Source organism: Alloiococcus sp. CFN-8 (genome assembly GCF_049943125.1).
GTDB lineage: Bacteria > Bacillota > Clostridia > Clostridiales > Clostridiaceae > JAEXZL01.
Genome location: NZ_CP188040.1, coordinates 1,408,885 through 1,428,248 on the forward strand (window position 1 = coordinate 1,408,885; position 19,364 = coordinate 1,428,248).

General features: G+C 37.7%; 17 protein-coding genes and 1 tRNA gene. 4 read left to right on the forward strand and 14 right to left on the reverse strand.

Annotated features, from left to right (window positions below; translation table 11 throughout):
- Positions 1-33: 33 nt before the first annotated feature.
- From ACPWSR_RS06280 to rsxC, 6 genes are read right to left on the reverse strand one after another with little or no spacing between them, the layout of a single operon-like run.
- Positions 34-834: an RnfABCDGE type electron transport complex subunit B gene (locus tag ACPWSR_RS06280; RefSeq protein ID WP_426350840.1), complete on the reverse strand. Its 801-nt coding sequence runs from the start codon at positions 832-834 to the stop codon at positions 34-36.
- A gap of 11 nt (positions 835-845) precedes the next feature.
- Positions 846-1,421, reverse strand: coding sequence for an electron transport complex subunit RsxA (gene rsxA, locus ACPWSR_RS06285; RefSeq protein WP_426350841.1), 576 nt, complete (start codon positions 1,419-1,421; stop codon positions 846-848).
- A complete protein-coding gene (gene rsxE / locus ACPWSR_RS06290; RefSeq protein ID WP_426351359.1) occupies positions 1,421-2,128 on the reverse strand; it encodes an electron transport complex subunit RsxE in 708 nt (235 codons plus the stop codon). Before rsxE ends, rsxA begins: the two co-directional genes overlap by 1 nt.
- Positions 2,128-2,745, reverse strand: a complete 618-nt coding sequence (locus ACPWSR_RS06295) for an RnfABCDGE type electron transport complex subunit G (protein ID WP_426350842.1) — start codon at positions 2,743-2,745, stop codon at positions 2,128-2,130. Before ACPWSR_RS06295 ends, rsxE begins: the two co-directional genes overlap by 1 nt.
- On the reverse strand, positions 2,742-3,683 hold the full coding sequence (locus ACPWSR_RS06300) for an RnfABCDGE type electron transport complex subunit D (protein WP_426350843.1): 942 nt from the start codon (positions 3,681-3,683) through the stop codon (positions 2,742-2,744). Before ACPWSR_RS06300 ends, ACPWSR_RS06295 begins: the two co-directional genes overlap by 4 nt.
- Positions 3,684-3,689: 6 nt before the next feature.
- Complete coding sequence (gene rsxC / locus ACPWSR_RS06305; RefSeq protein WP_426350844.1) at positions 3,690-5,009, reverse strand: electron transport complex subunit RsxC; 1,320 nt, start codon at positions 5,007-5,009, stop codon at positions 3,690-3,692.
- A gap of 520 nt (positions 5,010-5,529) precedes the next feature.
- Here rsxC and ACPWSR_RS06310 point away from each other — a divergent pair.
- The 3 genes from ACPWSR_RS06310 (at position 5,530) to ACPWSR_RS06320 (ending at position 10,421) form a co-directional block, all read left to right on the forward strand.
- The gene (locus tag ACPWSR_RS06310) at positions 5,530-7,506 is read left to right on the forward strand and encodes an LTA synthase family protein (RefSeq protein ID WP_426350845.1); all 1,977 of its coding nucleotides are present in this window, start codon (positions 5,530-5,532) and stop codon (positions 7,504-7,506) included.
- A gap of 155 nt (positions 7,507-7,661) precedes the next feature.
- On the forward strand, positions 7,662-9,026 hold the full coding sequence (locus ACPWSR_RS06315) for an MATE family efflux transporter (protein WP_426350846.1): 1,365 nt from the start codon (positions 7,662-7,664) through the stop codon (positions 9,024-9,026).
- Positions 9,027-9,068: 42 nt separating this feature from the next.
- Entirely contained in the window at positions 9,069-10,421 is a 1,353-nt protein-coding gene (locus ACPWSR_RS06320) for an MATE family efflux transporter (protein ID WP_426350847.1), read from the forward strand.
- 125 nt (positions 10,422-10,546) lie between these two features.
- Here the strand turns inward: ACPWSR_RS06320 and ACPWSR_RS06325 are convergent, their stop codons facing one another.
- From ACPWSR_RS06325 to ACPWSR_RS06350, 6 genes are all read right to left on the reverse strand, one after another.
- Positions 10,547-11,062 carry a ferritin gene (locus ACPWSR_RS06325; RefSeq protein ID WP_426350848.1) on the reverse strand — a complete coding sequence of 172 codons (516 nt, stop codon included), beginning with the start codon at positions 11,060-11,062 and terminating at the stop codon, positions 10,547-10,549.
- Between the two features lie 391 nt (positions 11,063-11,453).
- On the reverse strand, positions 11,454-13,949 hold the full coding sequence (locus ACPWSR_RS06330) for a TIM-barrel domain-containing protein (protein WP_426350849.1): 2,496 nt from the start codon (positions 13,947-13,949) through the stop codon (positions 11,454-11,456).
- Between the two features lie 68 nt (positions 13,950-14,017).
- A complete protein-coding gene (locus ACPWSR_RS06335; protein ID WP_426350850.1) occupies positions 14,018-15,325 on the reverse strand; it encodes a TRAP transporter large permease in 1,308 nt (435 codons plus the stop codon).
- A gap of 2 nt (positions 15,326-15,327) precedes the next feature.
- On the reverse strand, positions 15,328-15,813 hold the full coding sequence (locus ACPWSR_RS06340; RefSeq protein WP_426350851.1) for a TRAP transporter small permease: 486 nt from the start codon (positions 15,811-15,813) through the stop codon (positions 15,328-15,330).
- A gap of 99 nt (positions 15,814-15,912) precedes the next feature.
- Complete coding sequence (locus tag ACPWSR_RS06345; RefSeq protein ID WP_426350852.1) at positions 15,913-16,932, reverse strand: TRAP transporter substrate-binding protein; 1,020 nt, start codon at positions 16,930-16,932, stop codon at positions 15,913-15,915.
- A gap of 107 nt (positions 16,933-17,039) precedes the next feature.
- Positions 17,040-17,588 (reverse strand): YcxB family protein, encoded by a 549-nt coding sequence (locus ACPWSR_RS06350; RefSeq protein WP_426350853.1) that lies wholly within the window; start codon positions 17,586-17,588, stop codon positions 17,040-17,042.
- A 208-nt stretch (positions 17,589-17,796) separates the two neighbouring features.
- On the opposite strand from ACPWSR_RS06350, the gene ACPWSR_RS06355 reads away from it, so the two are divergent.
- On the forward strand, positions 17,797-18,621 hold the full coding sequence (locus ACPWSR_RS06355) for an AraC family transcriptional regulator (RefSeq protein ID WP_426350854.1): 825 nt from the start codon (positions 17,797-17,799) through the stop codon (positions 18,619-18,621).
- 74 nt (positions 18,622-18,695) lie between these two features.
- Here ACPWSR_RS06355 and ACPWSR_RS06360 read toward each other — a convergent pair.
- Positions 18,696-18,786 (reverse strand) — tRNA-Ser (locus ACPWSR_RS06360).
- Positions 18,787-18,881: 95 nt separating this feature from the next.
- Entirely contained in the window at positions 18,882-19,238 is a 357-nt protein-coding gene (locus ACPWSR_RS06365; protein ID WP_426350855.1) for a hypothetical protein, read from the reverse strand.
- Positions 19,239-19,364 lie beyond the last annotated feature (126 nt).

The following is a 19,364-nucleotide window of genomic DNA, read 5'->3' on the forward strand; positions in this document are numbered from 1 at the left end:
AGCCCAAATAAAATTTAGACTAACGGGTTTCCTTTATATATTATTTTTAATTATCTTGCTAGGACACTTCTCAGCACACTTGCCACAGCCTATGCACTTCTTCTGATCAATGTACGCTATATTATTTTCTACGGTTATAGCATCAACCTCACAAACTCTAGTGCAGAGCTTACAGCCAATACAACCAACAGAGCAGGAGGTCTTTACAGCCTTACCAAAGTCCTTAGAGCTGCACTGTACAATATACCTCGCTTCATAAGGAACAAACTCTATCAGGCTCTTAGGGCATTCAAGCACACACTTACCACAGGCCTTACACCTTTCCTTATCAATCACAGCAATACCATCTACAATATCTATAGCTCCAAACTCACAAACCTTCTTGCAGCTTCCAAAGCCCGTACAACCGTAATTGCAGGCCTTTGCTCCACCAGAAGGAACGAACTCCAGGAACTTACAATCCTCTACTCCATAGTAATTATAGTTCTGCTTGGTCTTGCTGCAGCCTCCTCCACACTTTACGAAGGCTACCATGTGCTTGTACTCCTCAGTCTCTACCCCCAATATATCGCTGATTTTTGCTGCCACGGGGGCTCCACCAACAGGGCAAGCACCAGCAGGAGCTTCTCCGTTAGCTATAGCCTTTGCCAGAGCATCGCAGCCTGCATAGCCACAGCCACCACAGTTATTTCCAGGAAGGACAGCCGCTATAGCCAGCTCCTTCTCATCCACCTCAACATTAAACTTTTCTCCAGCAACTCCCAGAAAGAGACCTATAAAAAGCCCTGTCCCCCCAACTATAGCTGCTGCTATTAAGATAATCTGTATATCCATCTTCGCACCCCCTATATTATTCCTGAAAAACCGAAGAAGGCTATAGCCATGAGCCCTGCGGTAATCAGTACTATAGGAGAACCCTTGAAGGCTTCTGGAACATCATTAAATTCGATTTTTTCTCTTATTCCTGCCATTATTACTATAGCTATTGTGAAGCCTATAGCAGTGGCAAGACCATTAATAGTACCTTCAAGGATGGTGTAGGAGTTCTGAACATTTAATAGTGCAACTCCTAAAACAGCACAGTTAGTTGTTATAAGAGGAAGATACACTCCTAAGGCATTATAGAGCCCTGGACTTATCTTCTTAAGAACCATCTCAACAAACTGAACAAGAGCAGCTATTACCAGAATAAATACTATGGTCTGAAGGTAAGCGGTATCGGTTTTAACTAAAATATACTTATATATTACGCTTGTACAAAGTGATGCTACCGTAAGAACAAAGGTTACGGCTGCTCCCATTCCAGCTGCGGTCTCTACCTTTTTAGATACTCCTAAGAAAGGACACAGTCCTAAAAACTGACTGAGTACAACATTGTTAACCAGGGCCGAGCCTATAGCTATAATGATTAATTCCTTCATTACTTATCCCCTCCCTGAGTTTTATCTTCTATTTTTATGGTGCTGCAGCCACTACCGCAGGTACCACAGTCAGCCCCACAACCAGAAGGAGCAGTACTTTTCATTCCCTTTTTAGCATTTTCTATCCTAATCTTGTTCTGAATAGCTGTGAGCATAGAAAGAACAAAGAAGGCTCCAGGAGCAAGGATGAATATAGTTATAGGTTCATAGCTTCCTGGCATCACGGTAATTCCAAAAATCTGTCCTGCACCTAAAATTTCTCTTACAACACCTATACAGGTAAGACCAAAAGTAAAGCCCAATCCCATTCCTATACCGTCAAAGAGTGAAGGTATCACTGGATTCTTGGAAGCATAGGATTCTGCACGACCTAAGATGATGCAGTTAACAACTATAAGAGGTATATATATTCCGAGGCTTTCGTATAGAGATGGTATAAAGCCCTGAAGTAAAAACTGAACTATGGTAACGAAGGAGGCAACGATAACGATAAATGCAGGCATCCTCACTCCGTCGGGTATAGCCTTTCTAAGGGCAGATATCATTAAGTTTGACATAGCAAGGATAACCATTGTAGTAAGTCCCATTCCTAGACCGTTCATGGCAGAAGTGGTTACCGCAAGGGTAGGACACATTCCCAGCATAAGTACAAAGGTTGGGTTTTCTTTAATTATTCCGTTATATAGTCTTTCTACAGCACTTTTCATCACTGGTTACCTCCTTCCTGGATACTTCTAAAAAAGCATAGCCCTGCATTTACACCATTGGTTATAGAGTTACTAGTTATGGTAGCACCACTTATAGCCTCTATATCACTTTCTGAGGATGAAGAACCTTTTATCACGTTAAAGGCTTCTACCTGTTTATTTGCAAATTGATCCAGCCAGTTAGTTGTCTTAGCCTTCATACCAAGACCTGCTGTCTCACTGATAGAAAGAAGTGAAACTCCCTTGATGGTTCCATCCATAGCTATTCCTAAAGAAAAGCTTATATCCCCGCTATAGCCACCACTATCCGTTACACTTATTACATAACCTAGGGTATCTCCACTGTTATCAATGGCCTTAGCTACCTCATCAATAGTGACACTGGTTATTCCATTTTCTAAAAGCAGCTCTCCTGATTCCTCCATATTCACAGCAGAATCCTGAGAAAATTCACTAGCCTCTGAAAAAACAGCCTGATAGGCCTTCTGTTTGCTAATTAGGCTCTGCTCTTCTATAGGCTTCTTAGTAAGCTTGTAGGTAAATCCCAGAGCGATTCCTGCTACAAGGGTTATTATAGTAATCATTAAGGTATCCTTTAATATCTTCTTTATATTCATGCCTTCCTGCCCTCCTTTCCGAAAGCAACGGGTCTTGTTACCCTTTCAATGAGAGGTACCAGAAGGTTTGAGAAAATAATAGCATAGGATACGCCTTCTGCAGAAGCTCCAAATATCCTGAAAAGACCTGTTAGAACTCCTAAAAGACACCCATAGATAAGCTGTCCTTTTTTTGTTATTGGTGAGGTAACATAATCTGTAGCCATAAAGAAAGCTCCCAGCATAAGACCTCCACCGCAAAGCTGTGCTACTAGATAGGATAAATCTAGACCATGACCTCCAAAAACAAGAACAAATATAGCAAAGCTACCGAGGTATGTCCCAGGAATTCTTAAATCAATGACACCAGTTACCAACAAGAATATAGCACCTATTAGTATTGCAATTATTGAAGTCTCTCCTATAGTTCCAGCAGTTGTTCCTATAAACATATCCAAAACATTAACTGCTTCCCCTGCCTTTAAAGATGCTAGGGGAGTTGCCCCTGTAAAGGTATCATAGGTAAAATTAGTCATTCTACCAGCAAAGGATATGAGTAGAAAACACCTTGCTGCCAGAGCTGGATTCATAAAGTTTTGTCCTAATCCCCCAAATAGCTGCTTCACTACTAGGATTGCAAAAACTCCACCTAACACTCCCATCCACCAAGGAGCTGAGACAGGAAGGTTCAATGCCAAAAGAAGTCCTGTCACTGCCGCACTGAAATCTCCTATGGTTATCTTCTTATGCATAAAATGCTCATAAACATATTCCGTTGCAACACAGGAAGCCACTGTGAGAATAATATGCATAAGAGCTCTAAAGCCAAAATTATATACCCCAAAGATTGAAGCTGGCATCAAGGCTATGAGCACATAAAGCATAAGCCTACTGGTTGTACAGTTCTCTCTGATATGAGGTGATGAAGAAACATTTAATAGCTTTTTTGCATTTTCCATTTCCCTCTACCCCCTTTTCTTCTTTGCTAAAAGCATTCTTCTCATAGATTTTATAGATTGAGTCAAAGGCCTTTTTGCAGGGCAGGTAAAGGCACAGCAGCCACATTCACAGCATTCCATACCATCAAGCTTCAAAAATCCTTCTTCATCATATCTCTCTGAAATGCTTGCAAGCCTTGAGGGCAGCAAGTTTTCAGGACATACACTTACGCAGCGACCGCAGTTTATACAGGCTGTGGGCTCCATCTCTGCTACCTCATCCTTTGTTAGACATAACAGTGCTGATGAAGTTTTAGTCACAGGAACATCTAAGTTAAATATCCCAAACCCCATGAGAGGACCTCCAGATATTATTTTTATCGGATCCTCTTTAAACCCACCAGCTTCTTCAATAAGCTCACGATAGTTTGTTCCTATAGGTACAGAGAAGTTCCTTGGATCAGCTATGGCATCTCCAGTAACGGTAATTACCCTGTGCATTAAAGGCTTTCCTTCATAAAAAGCATTATATATTGCTGTAATAGTATCAGTATTATTCACTATACAGCCAACATCAGCAGGTAGCTTAGAGGAATTAAGCTTTCTTCCTGTGCAGGCATAAATGAGCATCCTTTCTGCGCCTTGAGGATATTTTGTTTTAAGAGGCATTACTTCTATTTTTATTTCATTTTTGCAGGCCTCCCTAAGCTTTTCTACGGCATCAGGCTTATTATCTTCTACGGCAAGTATCCCTCTGGCATTTTTAAAGAGGCTCAAAGCAATTCTTAGCCCTCCCACAATTTTTTCTGGGTCCTCCATCATCCTCCTATAATCAGAGGTAAGATATGGCTCACACTCGGCGCAATTGGCTATAATATAATCAATCTTATCAGGCTCTTTAGGCGAAAGCTTAACATGAGTAGGAAATCCCGCTCCTCCCATACCTACAATACCTGCTTCTTTGATAATCTTTAGCTTTTCTTCTCTGGTCATTTCCTCCACAGCCTTTACTTCAGGCCATTCCACTTCACTATAACCGAAATCATTTTCAATAACTATTGAATTTACCATGGTGCCTGTAACTGTAAGTTTAGGTTCAATAGCTTTAACTAACCCAGAAACCGTTGAATATATAGGTACTGATACAAATCCTCCTGCTTCTGCTATTTTCTGTCCTAGAAGCACTTTGTCCCCCTTCTTTACCACAGGCACTGAAGGTGAACCGATATGCTGAGATAATGGATAAACGAGCTCTCCTTTGGGGTATACCAATTTTATAGGCTTATCCTTTGATAGCTCCTTGCCATCATAAGGATGGACTCCCCCTTTAAATAACAAAGCTTTCATAATTCACGCTCCCAAAAATTTTTAGTTATTATGTTTATATTTGTAAATAAACAACATATGTAGCCCTATATTTTACGTCATTTTTTATTAAGACAATAAATATATTCTATCACTATCAAGAATATTTACAATATTAAAAATAAACTCAATATATGCTAGCTAACCTTAACATTCTTTCGTTAAAAGACATATATACTAGAAATATCACCATAAATAATGAAAGCACCTCTTAGAATAAGAGAACATAAAAGTCTTATACCATATGTAGAGTAAAAAATAACAAATAACTTAATATTTCCTTAATAATACAATAGTCCATTGACTGAAATATAAATAAGGAATAAAATATAAATTGAAGAAATATTTATTTAATATTTAACAATAATGTTAAATATTAACTGTAAATTAGTTTGTTTATATAGTTCAAAATATAGTCACTTAAGATATATGATTATATCCTTTTAACATATAGCAATAACTTCTTAGAAAATATAAAGAAGGACAGTTTAAGGTGATAAATATGAATAAGAGACTGGATTTTCTTAAATCCATAGAAAAAAGACCAATACTTACCCTGAGTGTTTTAGCTTTTGGACTAAACTTAATATTAGAAGCTCTGAGCCGGCGCTCTTTGCTTGAAGGTATAGGATATTTATTTACTCATCCTGTTAATTTTCTATACAATTTTATAATTATACTGCTTACTTTATCCTTAGCCCTTCTAATTAATCGTAAGCTTTTTGCTATCTCCTTAGTAACCTTCTTATGGCTTGCCCTAGGAATAGCTGATTGCATACTTTTGGGCTTTAGAACCACTCCTTTAAGAGCAGTGGATTTTCGAGTTTTTAAATCAGCCCTTAAAATTGCCAGCATTTACTTTACTCCTCTTCAAATAGCTTTAATAGCCGCTATAATTATTGCAATACTATCAGGAATTGTTTATTTGTGGATTAAAGGTCCTAAGCATAAGGCTAGCTATCCAAGAGATATATTATTTGTTGTCTTTATGGGCATCTCTGTTGTATTAGCAACAAATGTATCTGCTAAAGCTGGAGTTATTCCAGAGAACTTTGAAAATATAGCCAATGCCTATGAGGATTACGGCTTTGTATACTGCTTTTCCCGAAGTGTAGTGGATATTGGTATAAAGGAGCCTGATGGCTACAACGAGGATATGGTCGAAGAAATTAAGTCAGCTTTAAAAACTGAGTCTTCAGAAGTTTCTGCTATAAAACCAAACATAATCATGGTACAGCTGGAATCCTTCTTTGATGTAGAGAGACTAAAGGAAATTGGTTTTTCTGAGGATCCAATACCAGTCTTTCACTCCCTTATGAAGAACTATTCCTCTGGGAGCTTCACTGTTCCTGTAATAGGAGCAGGAACAGCAAATACTGAATTTGAGGTAATTACTCAAATGAGCACTGAATTTTTTGGTGCGGGAGAATATCCTTACACCACAATACTCCAGGAATCCACCAGCGAGTCAACAGCCTATAATTTAAAGGAGCTTGGCTACTCTACCCATGCTATACATAATAATACCGGTACCTTTTATGATAGAAATCTAATATATAGCATGCTTGGTTTCGATACTTTCACCTCTTCAGAATACATGGAAAATGCTGAGGAGAACCCCCTGGGCTGGCTGAAGGATGATGTATTAACAGAGGAAATACTTAAAGCCTTAACCTCTACAGCGGAAAAGGATTATATTTATACTGTTTCAGTACAGGCACATGGTAAATACCCAAAGGCTCCTCTGGATACTCCTCAAACCATTACCTTAACTAATAGTGGGGACTTAGAGGAAGAGGAAATAATAGCCTTAGAATATTATATAAATCAGCTTAAGGAAATGGATAACTTTATATCAGAGCTCTTGAGAGAGGCTCAAAACTATCCTGAGCCTACAGTGGTAGTATTGTATGGTGATCATTTACCTTCCCTGGGGATAGAGGATGAGGACCTCTCTACTGGAAACACCTACAGCACTGAATATATTATATGGAGTAACTTCGCCATGGATAAGGCAGATAAGGATTTATATGCTTATCAAATATCCTCAGAGGTTCTTGGAAAGCTAGGTATAAATAATGGTTATTTAACAAAGCTCCATGAGCTATACAGCAATAATTATAGCTACAAGGAGTACTTAAATATTTTACAGTACGATATGCTCTATGGAGAAAAATATTTATATGAAGGAGAAACGCCCTACACCCCTTCTATGCTTAAGATGGGCATAGAAGATATTGTTATTAAGAATTGCTACCTTGAAAATGACTCTCTCTATATAAAAGGACAAAACTTCACCAAATGGAGCAAGGTTTATATAGGTGAGGAGTACATGGAAACTGAGTTTATAGACAGCACACTTCTCTCAGTTAAGGAACCTAAGCTTCCAGAGGAAATCTTGATAACCGTAAAGCAGGTTAATAAAAGCAAGGAAATATTAAGCAGCACAGAAGAATTTCCCATATTAATTAAAAAATAATTTCCTTATATAATTAAATATGACTATTACAATGAATTTTAGGGGGCTACAGCATTCTGCCTCCTTTTTCCTTTGTTGACAGCATTTTTATTATATTCTAATATTAATATATAATTAATAAATAGAGAATTATTTTACGGAAAGGATGAGATGCCTTGGCGTCATCAATAAAAATACAAAAGGAAAATAAGATGGGAACAATGGAAATTAACCCACTTCTGATTTCTATGGCAGTACCCATGATGCTTTCAATGTTAGTACAAGCATTATATAACGTTGTGGACAGCATTTTTGTAGCCCAATTAGGAGAGGATGCTCTCACTGCCGTATCCCTGGCCTTCCCCATACAAAACTTAATGATAGCTATTTCCGTAGGTACAGGAGTTGGAGTTAATTCCCTTCTCTCTAGAAGCCTAGGTGAAAAAAACTATGACAGAGCTAATAAAGCAGCTAAAAACGGAATATTCTTAGCAGCTATAAGCTCTTTATTATTTGTCCTTTTTGGCATGTTCTTCACGGAGTTCTTTTTTAAAACTCAAACACAGGAAGGACTTATTATAAATTATGGAGTGGATTACCTAACCATATGCACCATAGCTTCTACAGGAATATTTGGCTCTATAATCTTTGAAAGACTTCTCCAATCCACGGGAAAAACAGTATATACCATGGTTACTCAAGGAGTAGGTGCAATAATAAATATAATACTGGATCCTATAATGATTTTTGGTCTCTTTGGTTTTCCAGCTATGGGTGTTAAGGGTGCAGCTTTGGCTACAGTAATAGGTCAATTTGGAGGGATGTTCTTAGGTATATACTTCAATGTAAAGAAAAACCATGAAATTAATATCAATATGAAGCGTTTCAAGCCTGATTTTAAAATAATCAAAAGAATATATTCTGTAGGAATACCTTCAATAATGATGGCTTCCATAGGCTCTATAATGACCTATGGAATGAATTCCATACTAATGACCTTCTCCTCTACAGCTGCTGCTGTCTTTGGAGTATACTTCAAGCTCCAGAGCTTTATATTTATGCCGGTGTTTGGACTAAATAACGGTATGGTTCCTATAATAGCCTACAACCTTGGTGCAAGAAAAAAAGATAGGATAATCCAAACTATAAAGCTTGCAATAATCTACGCTACCATAATAATGCTTCTAGGCTTTGGGGCCTTCCAGCTTATACCGGATAAGCTTCTTTTAATGTTCAACGCCTCCCCTGAGATGCTTTCTATTGGTACCCATGCCCTGCAAAAAATAAGTATTAGCTTCATCTTCGCAGGCTTTGCTATAGTAGCTAGCTCTGTATTCCAAGCCTTGGGTAATGGACTTTTAAGTTTATTTGTCTCTGTTGGAAGACAGCTTATAGTTCTGCTGCCTATAGCTTATCTCCTTGCAAGACTTGGAGATGTTAATCTAGTTTGGTGGGCCTTCCCCATTGCAGAAATAGTTTCCATGATTCTCTGCTCATTGTTTCTTGTGCATACTTTTAAGAAGGTTATCTTAAAATTATAGCTAGGAAAAGCTTAAATACTATTTTCCAGGAAAGGTATATTAATGATTAAAGATAGAAAATATTTGTTTCTTGAGGATAAAAACATATATAGAGCTTTTATGTATTTAGCTTTCCCTGTTATGGTAGCTAACATGTTTAAGTCTCTTCATGATATGGTAGATACATATTTTATAGGACAGATTCCAGGCTCCGTAGCAGCTCAGGCTGGAATATCAATAACCTGGCCCCTATATAATTTATTCATGGCTCTAAGCGTAGGCATGTCCGTGGCTGGTGTTTCTCTTATCAGCCAGTACTTAGGCCTTAAGGCCGAGAAACGAGCCAGAGAATACGCCTCTCTCCTTCTTATTTTAAGCGCAGTTATTGGTATATTGTTCAACCTCCTTCTATACTTTGCCTCACCTGCTGTAATGACATGGATGGGAGCTGAAGGAGGAGTTTATGATGCAGCGGTGATATATTTAAAGGTTAGGGCCTTTGAAATGCCTTTTTTATTCATATTTGCGGCTTTTCAGGCTATAAGACAAGCTAAAGGAGATACCACTACTCCTGTAATACTGACAATTGCCTCAATCCTTATAAATATAATACTGACGGCGATTTTCGTTAGGAATTTCCACATGGGAGTCTTTGGAGCTGCTTTAGCAACCTTAATCGGCCAAGTACTTATTGTTCCACCAGCTCTATATTTAGTATTTTCCAAAAAAGATAGCCTTCATATATCTTTAGAGACCATGAAGCTGCGTAAAAAGGATGTTAAAGCACTATTAAATATAGCCACTCCTTCAGCAGGTAGCCAGGCCTTTAGCTCTCTAGGCTTCTTGATTTTACAGGCAGTAATTCTAAGCTATGGAGAAAGTGTCTCCGCAGCCTTCAGCATAGGCAATAAGATATCAAACCTTCTTCTCATCCCTGTCATGGCTTTAGGCTCAGTCCTTGCCGCCTTCGTAGGTCAGAACATCGGAGCAGGAAACAAAAAAAGAGCCAAGGAATCCTATAAAACCAGCAGAAACGTAGCCTTTGGTATAACAGCTATAGGCTCTCTCCTCCTATTCCCCCTTAGAGAGCCACTTATAGGACTGCTCACCAACGATACAGAAACTCTCCATAATGCCATGGAATACATGCTCTGGGTTCTTCTAACACAGCCCCTCATGGCACTATTCCAAAATTACCTTGGGGTATTCAACGGTTCAGGAAACACGAGATTTTCCTTTTACATGGCCATAACAAGACTCTGGCTCCTGCGCCTTCCCATGATACTCATTATGAAAAACTTTACCTCCTTCGGCCATTCAGGAATATGGTATGCCATGGTTCTCAGCAATCTTATAATAGTATTCCTGGGACAATACCTCTTGTCTAAGGTGAACTTTACTCCGAAGGTTAGTTAAGCTCCTTACCTTTAAATGTTGATGCCTGATAAGCATCTGCTGTATTAGAAATTGAATTATCCCTGTTAATTATCTATAAAAAAGACGTGAAAGAATTTCCTTTCACGTCTTTTTAAGCTATATTATTAATCTAAAACAAGAGTAGGTGCTGAATATGTTCTTGAAGCTAGCTCCTGATTCAGAAGGTACAGGCTCTTTGGATCTTCTCCAAACAACTTATACTTCTTAACGAGTCCAGAAGCATTAGCTTCTTCCTCTCCCTGCTCCTTTATAAACCAATCTAAGAACTGCATGGTTCTAAAATCCTTCACTGTATAGGCCACATCATAAATATTGTTAATTAAGCTTGTCACATACTGCTCATGGTCATAGCTTACTTCTAAAGGATCTGCAAATTTATTAAACTCTTCATTTGGCTTGTCTATAGCTTTTAGCTCTACCTTAGCACCATTGTTCTGAAGGTATTTTATAAAAAGCATTGCATGGTCTCTTTCCTCTTGAGCCTGAATATTAAACCAATTACCAAAGCCATCTAAGTCATTATCAATATAATAATTTGCCATATCTAAATATAGATAAGCACTATAAAACTCCTTATTCACCTGATCATTTAATAGTTCAATTATCTTTTCGTTCAGCATAGTAAATTCCTCCAATAAAACTATTCGACATAAATGTCTATAAATTTTCATTTAATATGATTTTATCAGAGGATGTTTATCCGGTGCAATGGATATGAATATAAGAAGAGGGAAATTGTTACTGATGAGGGGATTATCTCGCAGGGCTCGATAGGGAGATTGCTCGCGGGGGCTCGCAGAGCTCGATAGGTGTATTATTCTCCGAAGCTCACAGATTGTTTTTTAGAAATCACTCCTAAGCAGATTATAAACTAAAAGATTATCTCCATCACACTAATCCAATCACTTCTACCTCGACGCAGTCGAATCTACCTTTGCGAAGCAAACCTCCCTCGGCGCAGCCGAATCTAACAAAAAAAGCCCAACGCAACGCGTTGAACTTTTTTTATCATTACATACCGATAAGGTCAAAATCCTCAAAGGACACAGTAAGCACTACATCCTTCTTAGGGTTCTTATACTTAACTTCAACTGCTTTTTTAGTCTGGCTATAGTACCAGCCTTCTTCTGCAGCTTCGAATTTTCTTCTATTTAGGAAGTGTTCTAATTTGGAGTCTCCTAAGGTAACCCAGTATGGACTTTTGTCCTTACGGATCATCTCTACGGTTACATCTTCTACGAAATCCTCATAGGAGCCTTCTGATGCAAAATGTACTTTTACAACATCCTTGCCTTCCATGGTTATATGAGTCTTTCTGAATTCACCCTTTTTGAAGTTGTTAGTAACTCCGTCATCATCGTATAGAGTGTAGGTGTTTTCTATTCCTGGTGCTAGGGTTAGGTGAAGCTTGGTCATGTGGTCACGTTCCATGCTCATGAGTTGGTTCTTGGCCATTGGGATGATTGCACCTTCTCTTATGAACATTGGGATTGTTTCAAGGGTAACAGGTACTTCTATAGTCTGTCCTCCCTCGTAGCAGGCAAAGTTGTTGTTCCAGTCATACCATTTGCAGCCAGCAGGTAAGTATACCTTTTGAGTAGTAGCTCCTGGTTCTAGTACATTTGCTACTAGAATGTCACGACCAAACATAAATTCAAAGCTTTCATCAAAGACCTTAGGATCATTCTGGAATTCATATACAAGAGCTCTCATTATTGGTGCTCCCGTCTCACTAGCTTCATACTCTAAGGAATATAGATATGGAGTCATTCTGTATCTTAAAAGTATAGCATCTCTAATTATATCCTTGGAGCCACTGTACATCCATGGTTCTGTAACGGTGTTATCATTGCTGGCAGAATGTATGGAGAATCTTGGTTGGAATATACCATTCTGTACCCATCTAACAAATAGCTCTTCTCCTGGAGCTGGTCCAGCAAATCCACCTATATCAGCACCTTCATTAGGCTGTCCTGAAAGACCCATTCCTGTTATTATAGGAATGTTGTATTTTAGAGAGTCCCAGCTTGTATAGTTATCACCGCACCAGGTCTGAGCATACTTCTGTATACCTGAGCTACCACTTCTGCAAACTACATATGGTCTTGCATTCTCATCATTTTCTTTAACTGCATCAGCAGCAAGCTTACACATGATGGTACTCATAAGTGGCTTTAACTGTCCGATAGTACCGCCTTTTCCATCATAGTCACAGATAGCATCCTTATCTAATATACTGTCGTATTCACAGTTATCATTCCAAATAGAATTTGTACCTACTTTTATAACATTTTCTATTAAATAATCCTTCCAGGTGCGACGAGCTGATTCCTTTGTAAGATCCCAGAAAGCACCTTCTCCGCCCCACCATCTTCCTGTGACAAAGCCTTCTCCTTCCGAGGCCTTTACAAATACATCCTTGGACTTAAACTCATCAAACCATGGATGATCTAAAAGTATTCCAGGCTTTACGTTGGGCACATTTTGAGCACCTCTATCATTCATTGCTGCAAAATAAGCTTTAGGATCCTTGAACCGAGTTTTGTTCCAAGTGAACACGCAGCGAAGATTTTCATAGCTTGTATACCCTGATGAAAGATGGAAGCCATCAATAGGGAAGCCTTCTTCCTTAATAGTATCGATAAAGCTTATAACTGCATCATCACTGTCCTTCTCCAGCTCTGGGTAATACATTGAGGAACCCTGATAGCCTAAAGCTCTTTTTGGAAGTAGTGCTGGACGTCCAGTAATAAGGGTGTAGTTATCCACTATACGCTTAAGGGTGTTTCCACCGATTAGAAACAGATCTACATCTCCACCATCGGCCTGCCAGTAGGTGTATCTGCACCAGTAGTTACTCTTCTCGCAGCCCATATTAAATACGGACTCATAGAAATTATGATAGAAAAGTCCTACAGCCTTATGAGTACTACGATTCATTCTGATGTAAAAAGGAATGTGCTTATATAAGGTATCCATTTTTCTTGAATCATAACCCATAGCATCGGTAGCTCTTTCACGGATAAAGGTTTTATTTTTGTTAAGCTCTCCACCCTTTTCACCAAAGCCATAGTAGCATTCTTCTTCGCCCTGCATCTGGCTATAGTGATTTACTCTATTATTAGAATCTAATATGTAAGGACTTCCTTCTAAGTCACTATATAGAAGTGTTCCTTCCTTATCATAAAGTCTGAAGCAGAATGGCTCCTTAGTTAGCTCTAGTTTTATAGCTTCTGTTGTGAAGACTACCTTACCATCCTTTTCTTCCACCGCTGGAGCTACTGGCTTCTTTTGACTTCTTTCTCCCTGGAAAAGACCATCTAAACGGTCTTCCCAGGCAGTAGTGGATAGAACATAGGATGCTTCATCCATTTCTCTATCAAAGGATGCTCTTACTCTAACTATTTCTTCGGTAACAAATGTTATACTGATATCTGCACAGTTGGTATGAATAATAGATATACCCTCACGGGTCTCCATCCCTTTAAATTCTTTACATATCTTCATTTGGTTTCTCCTTTAATCTAAACACGACATTTTGTCTTTTTAGTACTTCTCCTAACAGAGTTCTTATATTACATTGATGGTACTAACTTAAATAAGTATGGAACTAAAAGGGAAATTGCTGGAATATAAGTTACCAATAAAAGTGCTATTACCATTGCAATAAATAATGGAACTATATATTTAGTAATACCTTCAATAGCCACCTTTCCTACACTGCAGCCTACAAATAAGCAGGAGCCTACTGGTGGAGTAACAGAACCAATACCCAAATTCATTATGAGCATAACACCAAAGTGTACAGGACTCATTCCAATACTATTTATGATAGGTAAAAATATTGGAGTGAAAATTAATACCGCTGGAGTAAGGTCAAGGAACATACCCATAACTAGTAAGAATACATTCATTATAAGCAATAATACATATTTATTGCTGGAAGCTCCCATTATCATCTGGCTTATTGCTGCAGGAATTCCTGAATAGGACATTATATAAGACATAATGGTTGATGCAGCAATTAAGAATAAAATAGTAGCGGAGCTAATCATTGTATCTGCTAATATCTCATAAAGATTTTTTATATTTAACTCTTTATATATAAAGCCTAAAAGACCACAATATAGAACTGCTACAACACCAGCTTCTGTAGGGGTAAACCAACCTGAAAGGATTCCAGCCATAATAAGTATTACAGCAAAAAGTGAAGGTACAGCATCTATAACTATTTTTATAGCTGGGTCTGTTTCTTTTACAGTAGAAGCTTTGTAGCCCTTCTTATAAGCTATGTACATGGAGAATATCAATACAGATAGTCCAAGAAGTATTCCTGGAAGATAGCCTGCCATGAATAGAGCTGCTACGGAAACACCACCGGCAGTTATGGAGTATAATATCAGCGGACCGCTAGGAGGTATAAGTATTCCTGTGGGTGCTGAACAGATATTTACTGCAGCAGAATAGTTTGGATCATAGCCTTCTTCTCTTTCTAAAGGACTCATTATGCTACCCATAGCAGAGGTTGCTGCTACGGAAGAACCAGAAATAGCTCCAAAGAACATATTAGCAAGTACATTAGTTGCAGCTAGATATCCTGGAATCCAACCAACAACTAGTCTAGCAAGACGTACTAGACGCTGAGCTATACCACCCTTGTTCATTATGTTTCCAGCTAAAGTAAAGAAAGGTAATGCTAATAGTGCAAAAGAATCTATACCTGAAAATACACGTTGGGCAGCAATAACTGCAAAGATTTCTGGATCAAAACTAAAAAATGCTGTAACTATTGAAGCAATTCCAATACCTACTGATATAGGCACACCAGTAAAAAGCATTGTAAAAAACACACCAAAAAGAATTAAAGTGGATTGTATTATCATTTTTAAGCCTCCTTCTTATCTGCTTTGGAGTCCTGATATAGCTGAATGTACTTGAGAACTCGTGCTATTACTATGAAAGCGCCAGATATAGGCAGAATCATATAAAGATATTTGTATGGAATCTGCATAACTGGAGAAAGATTTGTACTTCCTATAGCTTGTCTAAAGCCTCCATACACAAATACATAGGTTATAAAGAATAAAATCATTGCTTCTATAAATACATTTAGGATTACAGTAACCTTTCCCTTAGCTTTACTTTTGAAAAGGTCTAGGCTAAGATGCTTATCCTTGTAGAAGCAGTAGGCAGAACCAAGCATACTAGCCCATATAAGCATAAAACGCATAAATTCTTCTGTGAAGGTGGAAGGGTCTTTAAGAATCCATCTAGTGAAGATCTGCCAGAATCCTCCTATCACTAAGGAAAGCATGGACAAGGCCATCAATCCCTTCATAAAATCATCGATTATTTTATCTAACTTTTTCATAATTCTTCGTTCCTCCGATTTAAGACGAAATCATTATTTTATCAATAGGAAAGGCTACAGCCACCTTCTGGGACTGCAGCCTTTCTTAATAAAGCTATTTTACTTAGCCATTTCTCGTATAGAATTTACAACCTCATATACTTCTGGGCTATCCTTTTCAAGCTTTTCATAGATTGGCTTCACAGCTTCTTGGAAAGCTTTTATATCCACATCTCTTACTAGCTCTACTCCAAACTCATTAGTAGCCTTTTCTAAAACTTCATCCTCAAAGTTTTTCCATCTAGTCTTGTAGCTTTCACTAGCTTCTTTAGCTGCAGTCTTAACTACCTCTTGTTGTTCTTCAGACATTTCATCCCAAACCTTTGCAGAGAAAACTACTACGTCTGGAATTCTAGTATGCTCATCAAAAGAATAATATTTAGCTACTTCACCATGGTCACGAAGTGCAGTTACATTGTTTTCTGCTCCATCGATAACTCCCTGCTGTAAGCCTGTGTAGATATCACTATAGCCCATAACTGTAGCAGAACCACCAAGAGCGCTCATCATATCTATAGCAATCTGAGAATCCATAGTACGGATTTTTAATCCCTTTAAGTCTGAAGGCTTACGTATAGCCTTGTCAGCAGTATAGAAGGAACGAGCTCCTGAATCTAACCAAGTTAAGCCTACGAACCCATCGTTAGAAGTGCTATCAAAGATATTTTGTACTACTTCACTGTCCATTACTTCATAGTAATGCTCTTGATTATCAAATACATATGGTATTGAAAATGCATTATACTGTTCGCTGAAGTTTCCAAGGGTTGAAGCAGAAACCTTTGCCATATCTAGTGCTCCGTTTTGTATTTGAGAAATCATGTCACTCTCACTACCTAAAGTACCATTAGGGAAAAGCTGAATATTGATAGTTCCATTGGATTTTTCCTTCACAGACTCAGCGAAGTCAGTAAGTTCTAGATGAACAGCATGGTCTTCAGCTAAGTTATGACCTAATTTTAAATTGAATACTTTTTCTCCTCCAGCTGTTTCACTATTACTTCCACCACCACAAGCAGTAAGGCTTAGAGCCATAATAGCTGCAGCTGCCATTGCAACAAGCTTCTTTGTCTTTAACATTTTTGCCTCCTAGATTAGTAGATATTTTTAAAATATATTATTTTCTATATAGTAAATCGCTTTAAAAGCGAATACCCATCAATAAATTGCTTCCAAGGTCTTCATTTTTATTGCTTAAGAAGTTGAAGCAGTTCTTTTAGACTCATATTGAACCAAGAAGTATTTTTCTGCCACTGAAGATTTGTCTTCCTTGAAACAAAGTCTTTAAATTCCTCCAGTGAATCAGGCTCAAGGGTCTTCGAATCAATCATACAAGCAGAATTCTTATGAAGAAAAAGAAAGAAATAATCGTTTTCTTCTACGATATGCTGAAAATCTCTATATCTAAGACTCATTCTCCCTTCTCCACTGAGTTCCATACGGTCTTCATAAAAAGTTGAAACTAGAATAGGCAATGGCTGCTTTCTCTCCTCCAGAGTGCGATCAGCCCTTACCTTTGGTGGAAAATCTCTACTTACAATAAGCCATGCTCCTGTCATAAGTAATATTCCTTGAATAACCTGATTAAGCTCACCGAAAAGTCCTAAGATAACCATAATCACCCCAATGGTAAGTCGAATTAATATCCTCTTCATCTCAAAGGTGTCATAGGCTACCTTAAACAAAAGGGTAATGGTTTCCCTGTTATGTTCAATCTGTCCTTGAAATCTTTTCATGCTATTTACTTTTCCTCTGTCTTCTATTTTCTTTTGACTGTCATTATGTTATGATTTTATTACAAATATTTCGTCAAAACTAGACAATTTTTGCGAGATAACCATTAGTTTTTTACACATCTTGCTCTATAAAGATGCTTTGAAATCGTTTGTTTTGCAATTAATGATAATATTTTTTATTTTTAAAAGAGATAAAAGGAGACTTTATATGATTGACTATGCAGGTATAAGAATGGCGCAGGGTCAAGTGATTTCCTGTGAAGAAAAAGAAGGGGTAAATGATAATATGACAAAATCTCACTTCCATGATTTTTATGAGCTGTACTACTTGGAAGGTGGCGGACGTCATATTATTATTGAAGGATTAATAAATACTATAGAACCAGGAATGTTTGCTATTAAGGCACCTTACGTAATGCATCATTCCTTTGGTTCTGTTGATGTTCCCTTCAAAAGAATTGTTCTTTATTTCAATCCTAGTGCCATAGACTCAGAGGCTTTATCAAAGGCTTTAAGCAACTCTACCGGAATCTATAGGCCAACTCCTAAGGCTAGCGCTGCTATTCATAATATATTAAAGCTAATTCTAAAAGAAGAAGATAATCCTACCATATATAGAGAAGAATTACTTCACAGCCTTCTCAATCTTCTTCTTATAGCCATCTTAAGACAAGCCCCACATAAAGAAAAAAACTCCAGCAGACATCTCATTGGAGATATCATAGATTATATTCACGATAATTATTTTGAAGATATCACTCTAGAAGATCTTTCAAAAAAGTTTTTTGTCAGTCCTTATTATCTCTGCAGGGAGTTTAAACGGATCACTAATAGAACCATAGTCCAATACATAAATATAACTCGAGTTTCCAATGCACAGCGTAGCATCATGGAGACAGATAAAAGCATCACTGAGATCAGCCGCCTCACTGGTTTCTCAAACCTTACTCATTTTAATAGGGTCTTCAAAAAATACTCCGATATGACCCCCTCACAATATCGCAAAAAATATAGAAGTGTTTCTAATAACTAAGATTTCCTTGGAATACTTCAGTTTTTCTCCATTAAAAAAGACGATGGTTTTTTATCAAAACCATCGTCTTTTTTTGGCGGAGATGGAGAGATTCGAACTCTCGCGCCGGGTTACCGACCTACCGCATTTCGAGTGCGGACCCTTCAACCACTTGGGTACATCTCCCTATATACGCTTACCTATGTAATTATATAGGAAGTTTTAGGGTTTTTCAATTAATTATTTTATCCTATATCACAGATAAACCTTCCCATTTTTCTTCATATGTTATACTCCTTTAATACTCCTTCAAGCTCTGAAGGTAATTTTTCTATGATTTCTCCACTTTCCTTATAAACTACTCCATCTATCAATATATAGCTTCTTTCTTTCACATGTCTTCCTGTGTAATCTCCAAAGTATTCTCCTATGAAATATTGTACTACAATCATAAGAAGCTCTTTATTATTTATAGGTTCTCCCCCTATCTTATCCACTTCATAACCCTTAATCAGCTTAATAGCAGCAGTATTTTGGGCGAAATAAGACTTATTTTCTAGGAGAGTGATTTCATGAGGAGTATAAAAGAAAAGTCTATTTTTCTCTTGCTTAAGGGTTTTAAAGCTCTTATATGGCATTATTATCACCTCGGTATATTAACTTCTATAAATGAAAAGCTCTACTTCATCTTATCATATTCTTCCCTGAGAAGACCCATTATTACCTCATCAGAATACTGATTATTTATATATAGCTTGTCTCAA

Bases quoted from the DNA above. Each gene is read 5' to 3' on its own strand.
- ACPWSR_RS06295 (WP_426350842.1), bottom strand. From the start codon at position 2,745: ATGAATATAAAGAAGATATTAAAGGATACCTTAATGATTACTATAATA.
- ACPWSR_RS06300 (WP_426350843.1), bottom strand. From the start codon at position 3,683: ATGGAAAATGCAAAAAAGCTATTAAATGTTTCTTCATCACCTCATATC.
- ACPWSR_RS06320 (WP_426350847.1), top strand. From the start codon at position 9,069: ATGATTAAAGATAGAAAATATTTGTTTCTTGAGGATAAAAACATATAT.
- rsxC (WP_426350844.1), bottom strand. From the start codon at position 5,009: ATGAAAGCTTTGTTATTTAAAGGGGGAGTCCATCCTTATGATGGCAAG.
- ACPWSR_RS06340 (WP_426350851.1), bottom strand. From the start codon at position 15,813: ATGAAAAAGTTAGATAAAATAATCGATGATTTTATGAAGGGATTGATG.
- ACPWSR_RS06345 (WP_426350852.1), bottom strand. From the start codon at position 16,932: ATGTTAAAGACAAAGAAGCTTGTTGCAATGGCAGCTGCAGCTATTATG.
- rsxA (WP_426350841.1), bottom strand. From the start codon at position 1,421: ATGAAGGAATTAATCATTATAGCTATAGGCTCGGCCCTGGTTAACAAT.
- ACPWSR_RS06325 (WP_426350848.1), bottom strand. From the start codon at position 11,062: ATGCTGAACGAAAAGATAATTGAACTATTAAATGATCAGGTGAATAAG.
- ACPWSR_RS06310 (WP_426350845.1), top strand. From the start codon at position 5,530: ATGAATAAGAGACTGGATTTTCTTAAATCCATAGAAAAAAGACCAATA.
- ACPWSR_RS06365 (WP_426350855.1), bottom strand. From the start codon at position 19,238: ATGCCATATAAGAGCTTTAAAACCCTTAAGCAAGAGAAAAATAGACTT.
- ACPWSR_RS06350 (WP_426350853.1), bottom strand. From the start codon at position 17,588: ATGAAAAGATTTCAAGGACAGATTGAACATAACAGGGAAACCATTACC.
- ACPWSR_RS06335 (WP_426350850.1), bottom strand. From the start codon at position 15,325: ATGATAATACAATCCACTTTAATTCTTTTTGGTGTGTTTTTTACAATG.
- ACPWSR_RS06330 (WP_426350849.1), bottom strand. From the start codon at position 13,949: ATGAAGATATGTAAAGAATTTAAAGGGATGGAGACCCGTGAGGGTATA.
- rsxE (WP_426351359.1), bottom strand. From the start codon at position 2,128: ATGAAAAGTGCTGTAGAAAGACTATATAACGGAATAATTAAAGAAAAC.
- ACPWSR_RS06280 (WP_426350840.1), bottom strand. From the start codon at position 834: ATGGATATACAGATTATCTTAATAGCAGCAGCTATAGTTGGGGGGACA.
- ACPWSR_RS06355 (WP_426350854.1), top strand. From the start codon at position 17,797: ATGATTGACTATGCAGGTATAAGAATGGCGCAGGGTCAAGTGATTTCC.